20 protein-coding genes are annotated in these 18201 nt (G+C 67.9%); 15 read left to right on the top strand and 5 right to left on the bottom strand.

Going from position 1 to position 18201, the window contains the following annotated elements; all coding sequences use genetic code 11:
• Positions 1–24: 24 nt before the first annotated feature.
• Positions 25–939: a nucleoside triphosphate pyrophosphohydrolase gene (gene mazG / locus KBY67_RS08730; protein ID WP_399214188.1), complete on the top strand. Its 915-nt coding sequence runs from the start codon at positions 25–27 to the stop codon at positions 937–939.
• On the opposite strand, the gene arfB is transcribed toward mazG, so the two are convergent.
• Entirely contained in the window at positions 896–1330 is a 435-nt protein-coding gene (arfB, locus tag KBY67_RS08725; RefSeq protein WP_255110643.1) for an alternative ribosome rescue aminoacyl-tRNA hydrolase ArfB, read from the bottom strand. The genes mazG and arfB overlap by 44 nt on opposite strands.
• An 18-nt stretch (positions 1331–1348) precedes the next feature.
• Entirely contained in the window at positions 1349–2095 is a 747-nt protein-coding gene (locus KBY67_RS08720) for a carbonic anhydrase (RefSeq protein ID WP_255110642.1), read from the bottom strand.
• Between the two features lie 96 nt (positions 2096–2191).
• On the opposite strand from KBY67_RS08720, the gene speE reads away from it, so the two are divergent.
• Both speE and speB read left to right on the top strand, forming a co-directional pair.
• The gene (gene speE, locus KBY67_RS08715; protein WP_255110641.1) at positions 2192–3052 is read left to right on the top strand and encodes a polyamine aminopropyltransferase; all 861 of its coding nucleotides are present in this window, start codon (positions 2192–2194) and stop codon (positions 3050–3052) included.
• Positions 3053–3122: 70 nt separating this feature from the next.
• Positions 3123–3983 carry an agmatinase gene (speB, locus tag KBY67_RS08710; RefSeq protein WP_255110670.1) on the top strand — a complete coding sequence of 287 codons (861 nt, stop codon included), beginning with the start codon at positions 3123–3125 and terminating at the stop codon, positions 3981–3983.
• Positions 3984–3993: 10 nt separating this feature from the next.
• On the opposite strand, the gene KBY67_RS08705 is transcribed toward speB, so the two are convergent.
• Together KBY67_RS08705 and KBY67_RS08700 are read right to left on the bottom strand one after the other, a co-directional pair.
• Positions 3994–4353 (bottom strand): cyclic nucleotide-binding domain-containing protein, encoded by a 360-nt coding sequence (locus KBY67_RS08705; RefSeq protein ID WP_255110640.1) that lies wholly within the window; start codon positions 4351–4353, stop codon positions 3994–3996.
• Positions 4354–4459: 106 nt separating this feature from the next.
• Positions 4460–4711: a hypothetical protein gene (locus tag KBY67_RS08700; RefSeq protein ID WP_255110639.1), complete on the bottom strand. Its 252-nt coding sequence runs from the start codon at positions 4709–4711 to the stop codon at positions 4460–4462.
• A 170-nt stretch (positions 4712–4881) separates the two neighbouring features.
• On the opposite strand from KBY67_RS08700, the gene gcvT reads away from it, so the two are divergent.
• The 12 genes from gcvT to KBY67_RS08640 all read left to right on the top strand — a co-directional run bounded on the left by gcvT (position 4882) and on the right by KBY67_RS08640 (position 17893).
• Complete coding sequence (gcvT, locus tag KBY67_RS08695) at positions 4882–6063, top strand: glycine cleavage system aminomethyltransferase GcvT (protein ID WP_255110638.1); 1182 nt, start codon at positions 4882–4884, stop codon at positions 6061–6063.
• Positions 6064–6075: 12 nt separating this feature from the next.
• A complete protein-coding gene (gene aspS / locus KBY67_RS08690; RefSeq protein ID WP_255110637.1) occupies positions 6076–7896 on the top strand; it encodes an aspartate--tRNA ligase in 1821 nt (606 codons plus the stop codon).
• A gap of 68 nt (positions 7897–7964) precedes the next feature.
• Positions 7965–9209 carry an RNA polymerase sigma factor, RpoD/SigA family gene (locus tag KBY67_RS08685; RefSeq protein WP_255110636.1) on the top strand — a complete coding sequence of 415 codons (1245 nt, stop codon included), beginning with the start codon at positions 7965–7967 and terminating at the stop codon, positions 9207–9209.
• Between the two features lie 87 nt (positions 9210–9296).
• Positions 9297–9794 (top strand): Dps family protein, encoded by a 498-nt coding sequence (locus KBY67_RS08680; RefSeq protein ID WP_315855571.1) that lies wholly within the window; start codon positions 9297–9299, stop codon positions 9792–9794.
• A gap of 88 nt (positions 9795–9882) precedes the next feature.
• Positions 9883–11517, top strand: a complete 1635-nt coding sequence (locus KBY67_RS08675; protein WP_255110635.1) for a CTP synthase — start codon at positions 9883–9885, stop codon at positions 11515–11517.
• Positions 11518–11603: 86 nt separating this feature from the next.
• Positions 11604–11903 carry a hypothetical protein gene (locus KBY67_RS08670; protein WP_255110634.1) on the top strand — a complete coding sequence of 100 codons (300 nt, stop codon included), beginning with the start codon at positions 11604–11606 and terminating at the stop codon, positions 11901–11903.
• Entirely contained in the window at positions 11884–12351 is a 468-nt protein-coding gene (locus KBY67_RS08665) for a TA system VapC family ribonuclease toxin (protein ID WP_255110633.1), read from the top strand. Before KBY67_RS08670 ends, KBY67_RS08665 begins: the two co-directional genes overlap by 20 nt.
• 107 nt (positions 12352–12458) lie before the next feature.
• Entirely contained in the window at positions 12459–13115 is a 657-nt protein-coding gene (locus KBY67_RS08660; protein WP_255110632.1) for a 7-carboxy-7-deazaguanine synthase QueE, read from the top strand.
• A 50-nt stretch (positions 13116–13165) separates the two neighbouring features.
• Positions 13166–14449, top strand: a complete 1284-nt coding sequence (gene hisS / locus KBY67_RS08655) for a histidine--tRNA ligase (RefSeq protein WP_255110631.1) — start codon at positions 13166–13168, stop codon at positions 14447–14449.
• A 43-nt stretch (positions 14450–14492) separates the two neighbouring features.
• The gene (locus KBY67_RS08650; protein WP_255110668.1) at positions 14493–15896 is read left to right on the top strand and encodes a nucleotide sugar dehydrogenase; all 1404 of its coding nucleotides are present in this window, start codon (positions 14493–14495) and stop codon (positions 15894–15896) included.
• A 4-nt stretch (positions 15897–15900) separates the two neighbouring features.
• On the top strand, positions 15901–16848 hold the full coding sequence (locus tag KBY67_RS08645; RefSeq protein WP_255110630.1) for a UDP-glucuronic acid decarboxylase family protein: 948 nt from the start codon (positions 15901–15903) through the stop codon (positions 16846–16848).
• A 7-nt stretch (positions 16849–16855) separates the two neighbouring features.
• Positions 16856–17893 carry an NAD-dependent epimerase gene (locus KBY67_RS08640; protein ID WP_255110629.1) on the top strand — a complete coding sequence of 346 codons (1038 nt, stop codon included), beginning with the start codon at positions 16856–16858 and terminating at the stop codon, positions 17891–17893.
• Positions 17894–17988: 95 nt separating this feature from the next.
• Here the strand turns inward: KBY67_RS08640 and KBY67_RS08635 are convergent, their stop codons facing one another.
• Positions 17989–18189 carry a photosystem II reaction center protein J gene (locus KBY67_RS08635; RefSeq protein ID WP_006173007.1) on the bottom strand — a complete coding sequence of 67 codons (201 nt, stop codon included), beginning with the start codon at positions 18187–18189 and terminating at the stop codon, positions 17989–17991.
• Between the last annotated feature and the right edge of the window lie 12 nt (positions 18190–18201).

Here is an 18201-nt window from a genome sequence, read left to right as displayed (position 1 = left end):
GGGGACCCTGCGGCCCAGTGGCCCGTGACCGGCCCCGACGCGTCCTTCGATCCCGCTGAGGCGGGCCCCACCCTGGAGGCCCTCGCCGGCCTGATCGCCGTGGTGGAGCAGCTGCGCGACCCCCAGGCCGGCTGCCCCTGGGACCTGGAGCAGACCCACGCCTCGCTGGTGCCCTATGTGCTGGAGGAAGCCCACGAGGTGGCGGATGCCATCCGCCATGGTGACGACCGGCACCTGGCCGAGGAGCTGGGCGACCTGTTGCTGCAGGTGTTGCTGCACGCCCAGATCGCCAGCGAGGCGGGCCGCTTCGATCTCGCCCAGATCAGCCGTGGCCTGCACGACAAGCTGGTACGGCGTCATCCCCACGTGTTTGCGGAGCCCGCGGCCCAGCCTGCCGCCAACCGGGGAGTGACCGGCGACAGCGCGGCGGTGAAAGCCAGCTGGGAAGCGATCAAGGCCGACGAGGCCCGCGCCCGTGACGGATCCAGCAGCCCCCTCAGCGATCGCCTCGCCGGCAAGGTGCGCGGCCAGCCCGCCCTGGCCGCCGCCATGACCATCTCGAGGAAGGCCGCCGCCGCCGGCTTCGAGTGGGAGTCGATCGAGGGGGTGTGGCAGAAGGTACAGGAGGAGTTCGATGAGCTCCAGCAGGCGGTGGCCAGCGGCGATCGGGCCCACGCCCAGGAGGAGCTGGGGGACGTGCTCTTCACCCTGGTGAACGTGGCCCGCTGGTGCGGCCTGGATCCGGAGGCCGGCCTGGCCGGCACCAACCACCGCTTTCTGGATCGCTTCTCCCGCGTCGAGGCGGCCCTGGGCGGCAGCCTGGAGGGGCGGAGCCTGCCGGAGCTGGAGACCCTCTGGCAGCAGGCCAAGGCCCAGATCCGCCGCACCCAGGAGCTCAGTCGTCGGGCAGGGGGGGGCGCGAGCGGCGCTGGCCCTTGATCGCACCCCGTTGCTTTTTGGTGCTCAGGCGCCGCTCCACCGAACCGCGGGTGGGCTTGGTGCGCCGGCGCGGCGGGGGAGGCGGTTCGATCGCGGCACGCAGCAGCTCCGCCAGCCGGCGCAGGGCGGCCTGACGGTTCTGCCACTGGGAGCGGTGCTCCGATGCGGTGAGCACCAGCGTGCCCTCCAGCAGCCGACCCTCCAGCCGGCGCAGGGCCCGGGCCTTGAGCAGGGGCGGCAGGGCCGTGGTGGCCGCCAGCTCGAACACCAGCTCCACCCTGGAATCGGTGGTGTTCACCCCCTGGCCGCCCGGCCCTGAGGAGCGGGAGAAGCGCCAGCTCAGCTCGGCCGCCGGGATCACCAGCCGTTCGTTCAGGGGCAGGTCAGGCATCGATGGTTCCCTGGCCGCTCACAGCAACGTCACCGCACCGCTGGCGATGTCGAAGCAGGCGGGCTGGATGCGCAGCCGCGCGGCGCCCACGGCCTCTCTCAGCAGGCTGCTGCGCCGGCTCAGTTCCCGGGCGGAGTGGCTGGCGTTGTGGCGGATCGCCAGGTTGAGGTCGTCGCCCGGCTGCAGTGCCGCGCGGATCGGTGTCACCAGCTGCTCCAGCAGAGGCGTCAGCGGCGCCGCGGCCATGGCGGCAGTGACGGCGCCGCAGCCGCTGTGACCCATCACCAGGATCAGGGGCACCGCCAGCTCCACTACCGCGTACTCCAGCGAGGCGACGCCGTCGTCGAAGGCGGTGTTGCCGGCGCAGCGCACATCGAACAGCTCCCCCGCCCCCGACACGAAGATCCACTCCGGCGACACCCGCGAATCGGCGCAGCTCAGCAGGGCCGCCCAGGGTCGCTGGCCGCTGGCCATGGCGCTGGGGTCCACCTGACAGGTGCTCTGCCAGAGGGCATTCATCAGCTCCGTGCGCTCCTCGGCGCTGCCGGCGGCGGCGGCGGCCTGCCAGGCGCGGCTGAACTGGCCATTGCGGCGCAGCAGGCTGCCGAGCGGATCGTCATGGGGAGAGCAGGCCGCCAGGCTCTGCTCCAGCTCCGGCGTGAGCGCGCCGGCCTCCGCCCGATCCGCGCCCACCAGCTGCGGCCAGGCCAGGGCGCCCGCCGCCAGGCCCGCGCCCTGCAGCCACTCCCGTCGGGTCAGCGTCATCGGCTCAAACTCATGGATGGTGGTGGACCGGGGAGGCCTGGGTGACAGGCTGCTCCCCTGAAGGCTTAGCTAGGGCGGCTCCGGGAGTCAGCAGCGATGGATCCAACCCCTCACTGGGTCGATGAAATTCACCAGGGTGTGCGCTACGGCCTCGAAGCCCGGGTGCTGCTGGAGCAGGACAGCCCCTACCAGCGGGTCACGATTATCGACAGCCAGCGCTACGGCAAGGGGCTGTTGATCGATGGCTGCTGGATGACGGCCGAGCGTCAGGAGCGCCACTACCACGAGTCGCTGGTGCATCCGGCCCTCTGCGCCGCTGCTTCCATCGAGCGGGTGCTGGTGATCGGCGGCGGCGACGGCGGCACGGCCCGGGAGTGCCTGCGCCACCCCGGCGTACGCCAGCTCGATCTGGTGGAGATCGATGGGCTGGTGGTGGAGTGTGCCCAGCGTTATCTGCCCACCCTCGGCGGCGGCTGCTGGGACGATCCCCGCTTTCAGCTCACCGTGGGCGATGGCATCGCCTGGGTGTCGGCGGCGGCCACTGCCAGCTACGACGTGGTGATCGTGGATGGCTCCGATCCCGCCGGCCCCGCCGAGGGCCTGTTCAACCGGGCCTTTTTTGAGCAGTGCCGCCGCCTGCTGCGGCCCGGTGGCGTCTTCGCCACCCAGAGCGAATCCCCGGAAAGCTTCCGCGAGGTGCACCTGGCCACGGTGCGGCTGCTGCGCGAGGTGTTCGGCCACGCCGATCCGCTCTATGGCTGGGTGCCGATGTACCCCAGCGGCTGGTGGAGCTGGACCTTCGCGGCTGTCGATGGCCCGCGCTATCTGCAGCCCAGGCCGGAGCGGGCGGAGGTGGTGGCGGCGGGCTGTGAGATTTGGTCACCCCGCTGGCAGCGGGGTGCCTTCGAGGCCATCCCGGCCGCCATCGAGCGGGCCCTTGACCACCCCCAGCCCTGAGCCGACGAGCGTGTCCCCAGCCCCTGCACCCCTGGACCCTGACCTGTTCGATCGCGACGGTGCCATCTTCATGGGATCGCGGCGCGAGCCCGAGGGGTGCCGCGTGGGCCTGTTCGGGGTGCCCTACGACGGCACCACCTCCTTCCGGCCGGGCACCCGCTTCGGGCCCTCGGCGATCCGGGAGGTGAGCAGCGGCCTGGAAACCTATGACCCCCAGCTGGATCTCGATCTCGACGACCTGGCCTTCGCTGATCTGGGGGCGGTGGCCATTCCCTTCGGTGCGCCCGAGCCGGTGCTGGCCGCCGTGGGTGAGGCCACCCGCGCCGTGCTGGAGCTGGGGCTGCGGCCGCTGATGCTCGGCGGTGAGCATTCGATCAGCAGTGGCGCCGTGGCGGCCGTGGCCGCCCGCCACCCCGACCTGGCCCTGGTGCAGCTCGATGCCCACGCCGACCTGCGCCAGAGCTGGCTCGGGACCAGCCACAGCCATGCCTGTGCCATGCGCCGCTGCCTGGAGGTGCTCCCCTCCGGCGACCTGCTGCAGGTGGCGATCCGCAGCGGCACCCGCGAGGAGTTCGAGGAGCTGCGCCGTAGCGGCCGGCTGGTGGGGCAGGGCCCAGGGCTTTCGCTGCAGCCCGAGCGGCTGCAGGCGGAGCTGGTGGCGGCCCTGGCCCCCCTGCGCGGCCGGCCGATCTATCTCACCGTCGACCTCGACTGGTTCGATCCCGCTGTGATGCCCGGCACCGGTACCCCCGAGCCCGGTGGTTACCACTGGGGCCACTTCGCGGGGCTGCTGGAGGAGCTGCGCCAGCACCGGTTGGTGGCGGCCGATGTGGTGGAGCTCGCCCCCGGGCTTGATCCCAGTGGCGTCAGCGCCGTGCTGGCGGCGAAGGTGACCCGTAGCCTGCTGCTGTTGCTGGGCCAGGGTCAGTAGGCGGCAAGGCTCAGTAGGAGTAGGAGCCGCTGGAGCGCTGCTCCCGCAGGCGTTCGTGCTGCTGCCCGATCAACACCACGGCCAGGGTGGGGTGGTTGTGCAGCAAGTTGAGGAAGTTCAGGCGATCCAGTTTCACCAGCTCCACCGGGGTGCGGGCGATGGCCTCATTGCGGAAGTAGCCGCCGCGCCAGGCGATGTCTTCGTAACTGAACAGTTCGCCGTGGCGATAGCAGAGGCGATTTCTCGAGGTGTCGATCAGTTCGACGATGCCCTTGCGGACTCCGTAAATGACGCGGGCGAGATCACCTGGATGAAAGACAGGAGAGCCGGTGGGCAGGGTGAGGGTTTCACCGTCCACCTGGGAAGCCATCAGTTCAACCGCCGTTGTGGGTGCGAGTGCAACCATTCACCTACCTCCACTCGTTGATCAGGACACTCAGCATGACGCCTGTTGAGCCTTTTAGCTGGCGAAAGGCTCAGCTGGCAGCCACCAGCAGGTCAGTGAGGGCCAGCTGATGGTTGGCGGGCACCGGCATCGCCAGCGGGGATTGATCGATGCTGGGCAGGCTGGGCGGACGGGGGGTCCAGTGGTGACACCACAGGTCACCAACCAGGTCGGCATGGATGGCCAGACGTCGCATCTGGCACCAGCTCTGCTCGGCGCTGCCGAAGGAGGCCTCGGGTGACTTGCAGTGGTTGCAGCTACGACAGTTCGGGCGCTGGCCCATGGGCGCGACCCATTCAGGGCACCTAAGGTAATGACCTTCGCGGTATCACACCAGGGGAAAGACCGAACCTGCTGGAAGTCTTCGGTATTGCCCGGTGGCCGTCTGCTGGGCCGGGCTCAGCTGGGCCGGCGTTCATAGGATCGCCGCCAGCAGTCGCGACAGCCCATTCCATGGCGGATTCCCTGAAGCGAACTCCTCTGCATGGGGCCTGCCTTGAGGCCGGCGCCCGCCTGGTGCCCTTCGAGGGCTGGGAGATGCCCGTGCAGTTCCAGGGGCTGGTGCAGGAACACAGAGCTGTGCGCGAGCGCTGCGGCGTCTTTGACATCTCCCACATGGGGGTGCTGCGCCTGCGGGGCGATGGCGCCAAGGACGCCCTGCAGGCCCTGGTGCCCAGCGATCTGTTCCGGATCGGCCCGGGTGAGGCCACCTACACCGTGCTGCTCAACGAGGCCGGCGGTATCCGCGACGACCTGATCGTCTACGACCTTGGTCGGCCACAGGACAACGAAGCGCCAGCCAGCGGTGCCGCTACCGGCGAAGGCCCAGCCGATGAACTGCTGCTGATCATCAACGCCGGCTGCGCCGAGGCCGATACCGCCTGGCTGCGCAGTCAGCTGGAGCCCACGGGCCTGGTGATCAGCGACCGCAAGGGCGATGGCGTGCTGCTGGCCCTGCAGGGCCCCGAGGCGATCGCCCGGCTGGAGGCCCTGGCGGGGGTGGATCTGGGCGGCCTGCCCCGCTTCGCTCACCGCAGCATCCAGCTGGCCGGCACCGCGGCGGCGGCAGCCGCCGGTGCCACGGCCTTCGTGGCCCGCACCGGCTACACCGGCGAAGACGGCGTTGAGCTGCTGCTGGATCGCTTCGCCGGTGGCGCCCTCTGGGCCCAGCTGCTGGCGGAGGGGGTCACCCCCTGCGGCCTCGGTGCCCGCGACACCCTGCGCCTGGAGGCGGCCATGCACCTCTATGGCAGCGAGATGGACAGTGCCACCACCCCGCTGGAGGCCTCCCTGGGCTGGTTGGTGCACCTGGAGATGCCGGCGGCGTTCATCGGCCGGGAGGTGCTGGAGCGCCAGAGCGCTGAGGGGGTGAGCCGGCGTCTGGTGGGCCTCAAGCTCCAGGGCCGGGCGATCGCCCGCCACGGCTATCCGGTGCTGCGCGCTGGTGAGGTGGTGGGCGAGGTCACCAGCGGTACCTGGTCGCCCACCCTTGGGGAGGCGATCGCCCTGGCCTATGTTCCGGCCGACGCCACCCGGGTCGGCACCGAGCTGGCGGTGGAGATCCGCGGCAAGGCCGAGCCCGCTGTGGTGGTGAAGCGGCCCTTCTATCGGCGCCATGGGACACTCGCGGATTGAGTTCCTTTCCCCATGCGCAGCCACGGGTGCGGCGATCTGCGCAGCAGCAGCGTCAATCAGGGTGTTGAGCTGAGCGGCTGGGTGGACCGCCGCCGCGACCACGGCGGGGTGATTTTCGTGGACCTGCGCGACCGCAGCGGCACCGTTCAGATCACCGTTGATCCCGACCTGGGGCCCGAGGCCTTCGCGGTGGCGGAACACCTGCGTAATGAAACGGTGGTGCAGGTGCAGGGCCGGGTGCGCCTGCGGCCCCAGGAGTCGCTCAACACCCGCCTGGCCACCGGTGAGGTGGAGGTGCTGGCCAGCCAGCTCACGGTGCTCAATGCCGTGCGCAAGCCCCTGCCCTTCCCCGTGTCGGTGCACGACGAGGAGAACACCCGCGAGGAGCTGCGCCTGCGCTACCGCTACCTCGACCTGCGCCGCGAGCGCATGAACGGCAACCTGCGCCTGCGGGCCCGCACGATCCAGGCCGCCCGCCGCTTCCTCGAAGAGCAGGGCTTTATCGAGGTGGAAACTCCTGTGCTCACCCGCTCCACCCCCGAGGGCGCCCGCGACTACCTGGTGCCCAGCCGGGTGTGCGGCGGCGAGTGGTTTGCCCTGCCCCAGTCGCCGCAGCTGTTCAAGCAGCTGCTGATGGTGGGCGGCATCGAGCGTTACTACCAGGTGGCCCGCTGCTTCCGCGACGAAGACCTCCGGGCCGACCGCCAGCCGGAGTTCACCCAGCTGGACATCGAGATGAGCTTCATGGGCCAGGAGGAGATCCTCGAGCTCAACGAAGCGCTGATCGCCAGCATCTGGAAGTCCGTCAAGGGCATCGAGCTGCCCCGGCCCTTCCCGCGCCTCACCTGGCACGAGGCCATGGAGCGCTTCGGCACCGACCGGCCCGACACCCGCTACGGCATGGAGCTCACCAACGTGAGCGACCTGGTGGCCGGCATGGGCTTCAAGGTGTTTTCAGGCGCCGTGGCCGGCGGCGGCTCGGTGAAGTGCATCGCTGTGCCCGGCGGCAATGAGGCCCTCTCCAACGTGCGCATTAAGCCCGGTGGCGACGTGTTCAGCGAGGCCCAGGCGGCCGGCGCCGGCGGTCTGGCCTTCATCCGCGTGCGCGAGGGCGGCGAGATCGACACGATCGGCGCCATCAAGGACAACCTCTCCGCTGCCACCAAGGCCGAGCTGATTGAGCGCACCGGCGCGGTGCCCGGCACCCTGCTGCTGTTTGGCGCCGGTGACACCGCCACGGTGAACAAGGCCCTCGACCGGGTGCGCCAGTACCTGGCGCGCGAGCTGGGGCTGGTAAAGCCTGAGCGCGAGAACGATGGCTGGAACTTCCTCTGGGTGGTGGATTTCCCGATGTTCGAGTTCAACGCTGGCGAGAACCGCTTCGAGGCGCTGCACCACCCCTTTTGTGCTCCCAATGCCGATGATCTCGGCACGGATCCAGCCCAGTGGGAGGCCACCCTGCCCGCCGCCCGCGCCCAGGCCTACGACCTGGTGCTCAACGGCCTGGAGTTGGGCGGCGGCTCTCTGCGCATCCACGATTCAGCCCTGCAGCGCCAGGTGCTGCAGACGGTCGGCCTGCCCCCGGAGGAGGCCGAGCGCCAGTTCGGGTTCCTGATGGAGGCCCTCGACCTCGGTGCCCCACCCCACGGCGGCCTGGCCTTCGGCATCGACCGCATGGTGATGCTGCTGGCCGGTGAGGAGTCGATCCGCGACACCATCGCCTTCCCCAAGACCCAGCAGGCCCGCTGCCTGCTCACCCAGGCCCCCGCCGATGTGGCCCCTCAGCAACTGAGCGACCTGCATGTGGCCAGCACCTGGGTGGCGCCGGAATGAGCGATACGAGACACAGCTGATCCTGAAGAGAAACCTTCTGTTTCGTGCTGCTTCTATGCGGCAACCCGATGGTGAAGGAACTTCAGATCAGGGTTCGTGTCCTCAGGGTCAATACCAGTGCTTCAAGGCTGCCCCGAACCCGAGGTAGAGGTCGATCTCGAGCCGGTCCCGACAGCGGCACGGCTTCCTCCAGCCGGGCCGTCCGGGGCCGCTCCCCCCTGCCCAGCCGCGCCAGTGCCGATCTGGTGCGGCTCTACCTCCAGGACATCGGCCGGGTGGACATGCTCAGCCAGGAGGAGGAGCTGCTCCTGGCCCGTCAGGTGCAGGCCCGTGAGGTGCTGCTGAGCCAGCGGCTGGAGCAGGCCACTGAGCTGCCGATCCTGCAGGCCATGGTCGATCTGGAAGTGGTGCGCCAGCGGCTGGCCAGCCGCCTCACCCACCAGCCCTCCCATGGCCAGTGGGCGGAAGCCTGCGACCTGCCCGTGGCCGAGTTGCGCCGCCTCCTGCAGGAGGGCCACAGCACCTGGGCCGCTTGCCTGGATCTCAGCCTCAGCGACCTCCAGCGACGACTGCTGCGTGGCCGCCGGGCCCGCGACCACATGATCCAGGCCAACCTGCGCCTGGTGGTGGCGGTGGCCAAGAAGTATCAGAAGCGGGGCGTGGAACTGCTCGATCTGGTTCAGGAGGGCACCCTCGGCCTGGAGCGGGCGGTGGAGAAGTATGACCCCACCCGGGGCTTCCGCTTCAGCACCTATGCCTACTGGTGGATTCGCCAGGGCGTCACCCGGGCGATCGCCACCCAGAGCCGCACGATCCGCCTGCCGGTGCACGTCAGCGAGAAGCTGAATCGGATCAGGAAGGCCCAGCGCCAGTTCGCCAGTGACCATGGCCGTACCGCCAGTCTCGCCGAGTTGGCTGAAGCCCTGCAGTGGAGCGAGGAGGGCGTGCGTCTCACCCTGCTGCGGGTGCCCCGCTCGATCTCCCTGGAGGCCAGGGTGGGCCGCGACCAGGACACCCCCCTGGGGGACCTGCTGGAGTCCACCAGCGACACCCCCGAGCAGAGCTTCACCCGCCAGCAGTTGCACAGTGACCTCGAGGCCCTGCTCGACGAACTCAGCGAGCGGGAGGCCGAGGTGATTCGCCTGCGCTACGGCCTCAGCGACGACACCCCCCGCACCCTGGCCCAGATCGGCGAGGGGATGCAGCTCTCACGGGAGCGGGTGCGCCAGATCGAAACCCAGGCTCTGCATAAGTTGCGCCAGCCCGCCCGCCGCTGCCGCGTTCACGACTACCTCGCCAGCCTCGACGGCTGAAGCAATCCGCCCGCACGCTCTACGGCAAGCCCCCCTGGACGCCTGCCCCGGCGTTGGGCTAAACCGAAATGACTCCGCTCTGGTTCCGTGAGCAACGTCCCCGCCATCACCGCCCCTCCGATCGACATCGGCATATCCGATGACCAGCGCCAGCAGATCGCGGCCGGTCTCGGCCGGCTGCTGGCCGACAGCTACGTGCTCTACGGCAAGACCCACGGCTTCCACTGGAACGTGACCGGGCCGATGTTCAACACGCTGCACCTGATGTTCATGGAGCAGTACACCGAGCTCTGGATGGCCCTCGATGTGATCGCCGAGCGGATCCGGGCCCTGGGCTGCCCGGCCCCCTTCGGTGGCTCCCGCTTCGCGGCCCTCTCCTCGATCGCTGAAACCCAGGGTCATCCCCCGGCTCTGGAGATGGTGCATGAGCTGGTGAAAGGCCATGAGGCGGTGGCCCGCACCGCCCGCAGCCTCTACCCCCTGGTGGCGGAGGCCAGTGATGAGCCCACCGCCGACCTGCTCACCCAGCGGCTGCAGATCCACGAGAAGACCGCCTGGATGCTGCGCAGCCTGCTCGAAGCCTGAGCCGGGAGCCTGCAGCCGTAGCCGAGGCGCGATCAGGGGAGGGCAGGCTCGATAGATTGATGTGTCCGCCCATGCCCGCCCTCCGCCCATGGCGAAATTCGTCTTCGTCACCGGCGGTGTGGTCTCGAGCATCGGCAAGGGGATTGTGGCGGCGAGCCTGGGGCGGCTGCTCAAATCCAGGGGCTACAGCGTCTCGATCCTCAAGCTCGATCCATACCTCAACGTGGATCCGGGCACGATGAGCCCGTACCAGCACGGTGAGGTGTTCGTCACCCAGGACGGCGCGGAGACCGACCTCGACCTGGGCCACTACGAGCGCTTCACCGACACCGCCATGTCGCGCCTGAACAGCGTGACCACCGGCTCGATCTACCAGGCGGTGATCAACAAGGAGCGACGCGGCGACTACAACGGCGGCACCGTGCAGGTGATCCCCCACATCACCGGTGAGATCCGCGAGCGCATCCACCGGGTGGCCGCCGACAGCGGCGTGGACGTGGTGATCACCGAGATCGGCGGCACGGTGGGTGACATCGAATCGCTGCCCTTCCTGGAGGCCATCCGTGAGTTCCGCGGTGATGTGGGCCGCCGTGATCTGGCCTACGTGCACGTCACCCTGCTGCCCTACATCGGCACCTCCGGGGAGATCAAGACCAAGCCCACCCAGCACTCGGTCAAGGAGCTGCGCTCGATCGGCATCCAGCCCGATCTGCTGGTCTGCCGCTGCGACCGGCCGATCAGCGAGGAGCTCAAGGCCAAGATCGGTGGCTTCTGTGGCGTCCACCGCGAGGCGGTGATCCCCGCCCGCGATGCCGACAGCATCTATGCGGTGCCCATCGCCCTGGAGCAGGAGGGCCTCTGCCGCCAGGTGCTGGAGGTGCTGGGCCTGGAGGATCGCGACAGCGACATGCAGCGCTGGGAGGGCCTGGTGCAGAAGCTGCGCAACCCCGGCGCGGCGGTGAAGGTGGCGCTGGTGGGCAAGTACGTGCAGCTCAACGACGCCTACCTCTCGGTGGTGGAGGCCCTGCGCCATGCCTGCATCGACCGGGATGCCTGCCTCGACCTGCACTGGGTCTCCGCCGAGCAGATTGAGATCCAGGGGGCCGAAGCGCTGTTGAGGGGTATGGATGCGGTGGTGGTGCCGGGCGGCTTCGGCCATCGGGGGGTGGACGGCAAGGTGGCGGCGATCCGCTGGGCCCGCGAGGAGCGGGTGCCCTTCCTGGGGCTCTGCCTGGGCATGCAGTGCGCTGTGATCGAGTGGGCACGCAACCTCGCCGGTCTGGCGGGTGCCACCAGCGCCGAGCTCGACCCCGACAGCCTCCACCCCGTGATTCATCTGCTGCCGGAGCAGCAGGATGTGATCGATCTGGGCGGCACGATGCGCCTCGGGGTCTACCCCTGCCGGCTGACAGCGGGCACCATGGCCGCCAGCCTGTATGGGGAGGAGGTGGTCTACGAGCGGCACCGCCACCGCTATGAGTTCAACAATGCCTACCGCAACCTCTTCCAGGCAGGCGGCTACACCATCAGCGGTACCTCACCCGATGGCCGGCTGGTGGAGCTGATCGAGCGGGAGGATCACCCCTTCTTCGCCGCCTGCCAGTACCACCCGGAATTCCTGTCGCGGCCAGGTAAGCCCCATCCCCTCTTCCGCGGGCTGATCGCGGCGGCCCAGCGACGGGAGGCGGAAGCCGTGTCCCAGGAGATACCCGTGCGGGCGTAGCCGCTGCGTGAACCGCCTGATTGGCGAGGGTCAACCCGCTTGCTGGCTGCCCAGTAAGCTGGGTAGCCAGCAAGCAAGGAGGAAGGGTGAAAACGACTTTGGACCTGCCGGACCATCTTGTGCGCCAGGCCAAGCAGCGCGCCCTGCAGCAGGGCCTCACGCTCAAGGAGCTAGTGGCTGACTACATCCGTCAGGGGCTCCATGGCGGCGCATCAGGGTCTGTGCCCCCCACCAGCGATGGGGTGACAGTGGATGGAATGGGACTTCCGGTGTTCCGCTGTGAGCCCTCCGTCGGCAAAGCGGGGATCGATCTGGCAGCGTCATTGCAACTTGAGCAGGATTGCCTGGAGCAGGAGGACCGCCGCCGTGCCGGCCTCCCTGCTTGATGTGAATGTGTGGCTGGCGGCGGCCTTCGAAGCCCATCCAGCCCATCGCACCGCCCAGGCGGTGCTGCTTGAGGCCACGCCCGCTACACCAGTCCTGCTCTGCCGTGCCACCCAGCAGAGTTTTCTGCGGCTGGCGTCCACCCCAGCGATCTTCACGGCCTACCAGAGCGCGGCGATCACGAACCTGGATGCTCTGGCTGCCCTTCAGTCTTTTCAGGCCCTGCCTCAGGTGGACCTGGTGGACGAGCCGATCGGAATAGAATCGCTCTGGTGGCGCTTGGCGGGGCTCGCTGAGGCCGCACCAAAAAGGTGGATGGATGCCTACCTGGCGGCTTTCGCGATCACCGGCTCCACCCGGATGGTCACGCTGGATCAGGATTTCCGGCAGTTCCTCGGGGCGGGGCTCGATCTGGAGCTCCTGCAGGCCGACGTCCGCAGCGGGGGTTGAGCGGAGCTGCTGTCTCGATCAGATCAAGGCTGCTGTCGGCGGTACAGCCTTGCGTTGTGCCGCTGAGCGTCCGGTCTCCGCTTCCTAAAGTCATGTGTTGTCGTGCCGTGGCCGTGCCCCCAGCCGGACTCCCGGTGGTGGAAACCTTCCACTCCCTACAGGGCGAGGGAGTTCACGCTGGACGCAGCGCCTTCTTCATCCGGCTGGCCGGCTGCTCGGTGGGCTGCAGCTGGTGTGACACCAAGCACTCCTGGCCGGCGGACGCCCATCCCCACCGCCACCTCCAGGATCTGGCGGCGAGCGCCGCCTTGGCGGCAGCCGAGGGTGCTGCCTTCGTGGTGATCACCGGTGGTGAACCCCTGCATCACAACCTCGATCCGCTCTGTGAGGCCCTGCGGCAAGGATCCGGCGCCGGCCCCTCGCCGCTCCCCCTGCACCTGGAAACCAGCGGCGTCGACCCGCTCAGCGGCCGCTTCGAATGGATCACCCTCTCGCCCAAGCGCCACCGGCCGCCCACCGCCGAGCTGCTGGCCGCCTGCCATGAGCTCAAGGTGGTGATCCACGAGATCGCTGATCTGGCCTTCGCTGAGACGATGGCTGCCGCCGTGTGCTCCGCCCGCCCGGTGGAGGGAGCGCTGCCCCAGCTGTTGCTGCAACCTTCCTGGGGGAGCGCGGCGGGTCAGGAACTGGCGGTCCGGCACGTGCGGCGCAATCCAGCCTGGCGCCTCAGCCTGCAGAGCCACAAATGGCTGGGCGTTCGCTGAAGGCCGGCCTCAGCGATCCCGCAAACTGTGAGCCAGTGAGAAGCGTGGGCGTGGAGAAGCTGCAGAGCCTTCGGGGCATGGTGGATCTGCTGCCGGAGCAGATGCCCCTGTGGCAGCTGATCGAAGCGACGTTCCGCTCCCAGTTCGAGCGTGCCGCCCTGCGGGAGATCCGCACGCCGTTGCTGGAGGTCACCGAGCTGTTTGCCCGCGGCATCGGCGAGGCCACCGATGTGGTGGGCAAGGAGATGTACACCTTCCAGGACCGTGGGGAGCGCAGCTGCACCCTGCGGCCCGAGGGCACCGCCTCGGTGGTGCGTGCCGCCTTGCAGCACAGCCTGCTGGGCCAGGGGCCCCAGCGGCTCTGGTACACCGGGCCAATGTTTCGCTATGAACGCCCCCAGGCCGGGCGCCAGCGCCAGTTCCACCAGGTGGGGATCGAGCTGCTCGGCTTCGCCGACCCCCGTAGCGATGCCGAAGCGATTGCCATCGCCTGGGACCTGCTCAGCGCCCTGGGGGTGGGCGGGCTGTCGCTGGAGCTCAATTCGCTGGGTGATCCCAGCGATCGCGCCGCCTACCGCACCACCCTGGTGGACTGGTTGCAGCAGCGCCAGGAGCAGCTCGATGCCGATTCCAGGGAGCGGATCAGCACCAACCCCCTGCGCATCCTCGATAGCAAGAACGCCGGGACCCAGGCCTTGCTGGCTGATGCCCCCCAGCTGATCGACAGCCTCAGCGACGCCAGCCGTGAGCGCTTCGGTGCCGTGCGCCGCTGCCTCGATGCCCTGGACATCCCTTACCAGATCAACCCCCGCCTGGTGCGCGGCCTCGACTACTACACCCACACGGCCTTCGAGATCACCAGCACTCAGCTCGGCGCCCAGGCCACCGTCTGTGGCGGTGGCCGCTACGACGGCCTGATCGAGCAACTGGGCGGTGCGTCCACGGCGGCCGTGGGCTGGGCGATCGGCCTGGAGCGCCTGGTGTTGCTGCTGGCCCAGGCCCAGGCCGCCAGCACGGTGGCCCTGGGCGCCCCCGCCCCGGACCTGTACCTGGTGAGCCGAGGCGAGCAGGCGGAATGCCAGGCGCTGGTGCTGGCTCGTCAGTGGCGCCAGGCCGGCCGCAGCGTTGAGCTCGATCTCACCGGCGCCGCTTTCGCCAAGCAGCTCAAACGCGCCGACCGCTCCGGCGCCCCCTGGGCGGTGGTGATTGGCGAGGAGGAGGCCCAGCAGGGGGTGGTGCTGCTCAAGAACCTGCGCCGCAGCGCTGATTCGCCTGAAGAGGAACGGTTGCAGCCAGAAGAACTTCTCAGACGACTGCGTGATCCATCGATATGAGATGCTCCTCAAGTCCGAGTTCCACCCCACGTTCTGCCCCGTGATGACAGTCCGGACGATTTGCTGTATCGGCGCGGGCTATGTGGGTGGACCCACCATGGCGGTGATCGCCGATCGCTGCCCGCAGATCCAGGTCACTCTCGTTGATCTCAATGCGGAGAGGATTGCCGCCTGGAATGATGCCGATCTGGGCCGGCTCCCTGTCTATGAGCCGGGACTGGCGGATGTGGTGGCTCGCTGCCGTGGCCGCAATCTCCACTTCACCACCGAGGTGGATGGGGCGATTGCGGCGGCCGATATGGTCTTCCTCTCGGTGAATACTCCCACGAAGAGAAAGGGCCTCGGGGCCGGTCAGGCGTCCGATTTGCGCTGGATCGAGGCCTCCGCCCGCCAGGTGGCCGCCCAGGCCCGAGGGCACACGATCGTTGTGGAGAAGAGCACCCTGCCGGTGCGCACCGCTGAAACGATTCAGGCCATTCTCTCTGCCGCCCAGCAAGGCACTGAGGGCGACACGAAATCATTTTCGGTGCTCTCCAACCCTGAGTTTTTGGCGGAGGGAACGGCCATCTCCGATCTGGAGAACCCTGACCGTGTCCTGATCGGCGGCGATGATCCGGGCTCCATCGATGCTCTGGCTGAGATCTACTCCAATTGGGTCAATCCTGAGCGGATTCTGCGCACCAACCTCTGGAGTAGTGAACTGTCCAAGCTCACGGCCAATGCCTTCCTGGCCCAGAGAATATCCTCGATCAATGCCATCGGGGCCCTCTGTGAGGCCACCGGCGCTGATGTCAAGGAGGTGGCCCGGGCCATTGGCTCTGATTCTCGCCTTGGATCGAAATTTCTCGCGGCCGGTCCTGGTTTCGGCGGCAGTTGCTTCCGCAAGGACATCCTCAACCTCGTCTATCTCTGCCGTCACTACGGCCTGGAGCCGGCGGCCCAGTACTGGGAGCAGGTGGTGGAACTCAACAGCTGGCAGCAGCAGCGCATCGCCCGGCTGGTGGTGAGTCGGCTGTTCGGCACCGTCAGCGGCAAGCGCCTGGCGGTGCTGGGGTTCGCCTTCAAGGCCGACACCAACGACACCCGCGAATCACCGGCCATCAGCATCTGCCGCGATCTGCTCGAAGAAGGGGCGCATCTGGCAATTCATGACCCGAAGGTGGGAGTCGATCAGATCACCAGCGACCTGGGTCAGGGGGCCAGTGCCTCCGGCCTTGGCCTGGCTGATGAGGGCAGCTGGCAGCCTGCGGCCAGTGTGCTGGAGGCCGTGGAGGGTGCCGACGCGGTGATCGTGCTCACGGAATGGGGCCAGTACGCGCAACTCGACTGGCCGGCGATCGCCGCACGCATGCGCCGGCCCGCCTGGTTGTTTGATGTGCGCGCTGTGACCGATGCTGAGGCGGCCCGGGTGGCGGGTCTTAGGGTCTGGCTGGTGGGAGAAGGTTGAATCCATGGCTCTACCCTCCTTGCGTCATCTCGTCACCGGCGGCGCCGGTTTTGTGGGATCTACCCTCGTTGATCGGCTGATGGAGGCCGGCGAGGAGGTGATCTGCCTCGATAACTACTTCACCGGACGCAAGGGCAATGTGGCCCGCTGGATCGGCCATCCCCACTTTGAGCTGATTCGCCACGACGTCACCGAGCCGATTCGTCTGGAGGTTGATCGGATCTGGCATCTGGCCTGTCCGGCCTCACCGCGGCACTACCAGTCGAACCCGATCAAGACTGCGAAGACGAGCTTTCTGGGCACCTACAACATGCTCGGGCTGGCCAGCCGGGTGGGGGCAAGGCTGTTGCTGGCCAGCACCAGTGAAGTGTATGGCGATCCGGAGGTGCATCCCCAGCCTGAAAGCTATCGCGGCAGTGTGAATACCATCGGAATTCGCTCCTGCTACGACGAGGGCAAGCGCATCGCTGAAGCTCTCTGCTTCGATTACATGCGCATGCATGGCACGGAGATTCGCGTGGCCAGAATCTTCAACACTTATGGTCCGCGCATGGCCCCTGATGATGGGCGTGTGGTCAGCAATTTCATCGTGCAGGCTCTGCGCGGCCAGCCCTTGACCCTCTATGGCGATGGCAGCCAGACCCGCAGTTTCTGCTACGTGGATGATCTGGTGGAGGGGCTGATCCGGCTGATGAACGGCCACCACACGGGCCCGATCAACATCGGCAACCCTGGTGAATTCACGATCCGCCAACTGGCGGAGCAGGTGCTGGAACGTATCAACCCTGAGTTGCCCCTGACTTATCTGCCCCTGCCCCAGGATGACCCCCTCCAGCGCCAACCTGTGATCGATCTGGCCCGCGCTGAGCTGGGCTGGGAACCACAGGTGCCCCTTGAAGCGGGGCTCGCTCCCACGATTGCCCATTTCCGCTCCGTGCTGGGTCTCGAGTAGCCATGACATGACGGTGCCGAGGACAGTGCTGGTGACCGGCGCAGCCGGTTTTGTCGGAGCTGCGGTCACCGAGGCGCTCCTGCGGCGTGGCGAGCGCGTGGTGGGTCTCGACAACCTCAACGCCTACTACGATCCTGCGCTGAAGCAAGCTCGGCTCAGCCGCTTGCAGAGCATGCCGGCCTCGGATCAGGGGAGAGGTTTCCGCTTCCGGGAGCTTGATCTTGAGGACGGGACCGCCATGGCGGAGGTATTCGAGAGCGAACGCCCCCGCGCCGTGACCCACCTGGCCGCCCAGGCGGGGGTGCGCTATTCGATCGAGAATCCGGCGGCCTATATCCAGAGCAACCTTGTGGGATTTGGCCACATCCTCGAGGGTTGCCGCCGCCATGGCGTGGAGCATCTGGTCTATGCCTCCAGCAGTTCGGTGTATGGCGGCAACCGCCTGATGCCCTTTTCGGAGCAACATCCGGTGAACCATCCGGTGAGCCTCTATGCCGCCACCAAGAAGGCCAATGAACTGATGGCCCACACCTACAGCCACCTCTACGGGCTGCCAGCTACGGGTCTGCGCTTCTTCACCGTCTATGGCCCCTGGGGTCGTCCGGATATGGCACCGATGCTGTTTGCCAAAGCGATCCTCGCGGGAGAACCGATCCGGGTGTTCAACCATGGCCGCATGCAGCGTGACTTCACCTACATCGACGACATCGTGGAGGGGGTGATCCGCTGCCTCGACAAGCCGGCCACCCCGGATCCTTCCTTCGATCCGCTGGATCCGAACCCCGCCACTGCCGCCGCTCCCCACCGGCTGTTCAACATCGGCAACAGCCAGCCCACTCCCCTGCTGCGGTTCATCGAGGTGCTCGAAGACGCCCTGGGCGTCAAGGCTATCCGTCAGTTCGAGCCGATGCAACCCGGTGATGTGGCCGCCACCGCCGCCGACACGTCAGCCCTGGAGGCCTGGGTGGGCTTCGCGCCCCACACCCAGCTCCAGCTGGGGATCGGCCATTTCGCCCGCTGGTATCGCGAGTACTACCGGGTCTGAGCGCGTCGCGTGCTGTGGTCTGTCAGCCTGACCAGCACCGCATAAAAAAAGGGCCCAGAGGGGCCCTTCGTTCATGTCTGCTTCGCTACCTGAACTCAGGCCGAACCGACGCCCACGTAGGAGCCGTAGAAGAACAGGCCCACCACGAAGATGACGGCGATGCCGCCGGCGGTGGCCACGAGCCAGAGGGGGAGAACCCCTTCGGTCCAGCGGCTCTTCCAGGCCACCGCGGGTCGGCCATCGGGAAGGCGGTCGGGAAGTCGACCGTCTGGTAAACCGGATTTCTTGCCGCTCATGGCTGTGTCTCC

This window comes from Synechococcus sp. RedBA-s (assembly GCF_024345495.1).
Taxonomy (GTDB): Bacteria; Cyanobacteriota; Cyanobacteriia; order PCC-6307; family Cyanobiaceae; genus Regnicoccus_A.
Note: the sequence above shows the minus strand (reverse complement) of the source record. Positions and strands in the feature narration are given on the sequence as shown.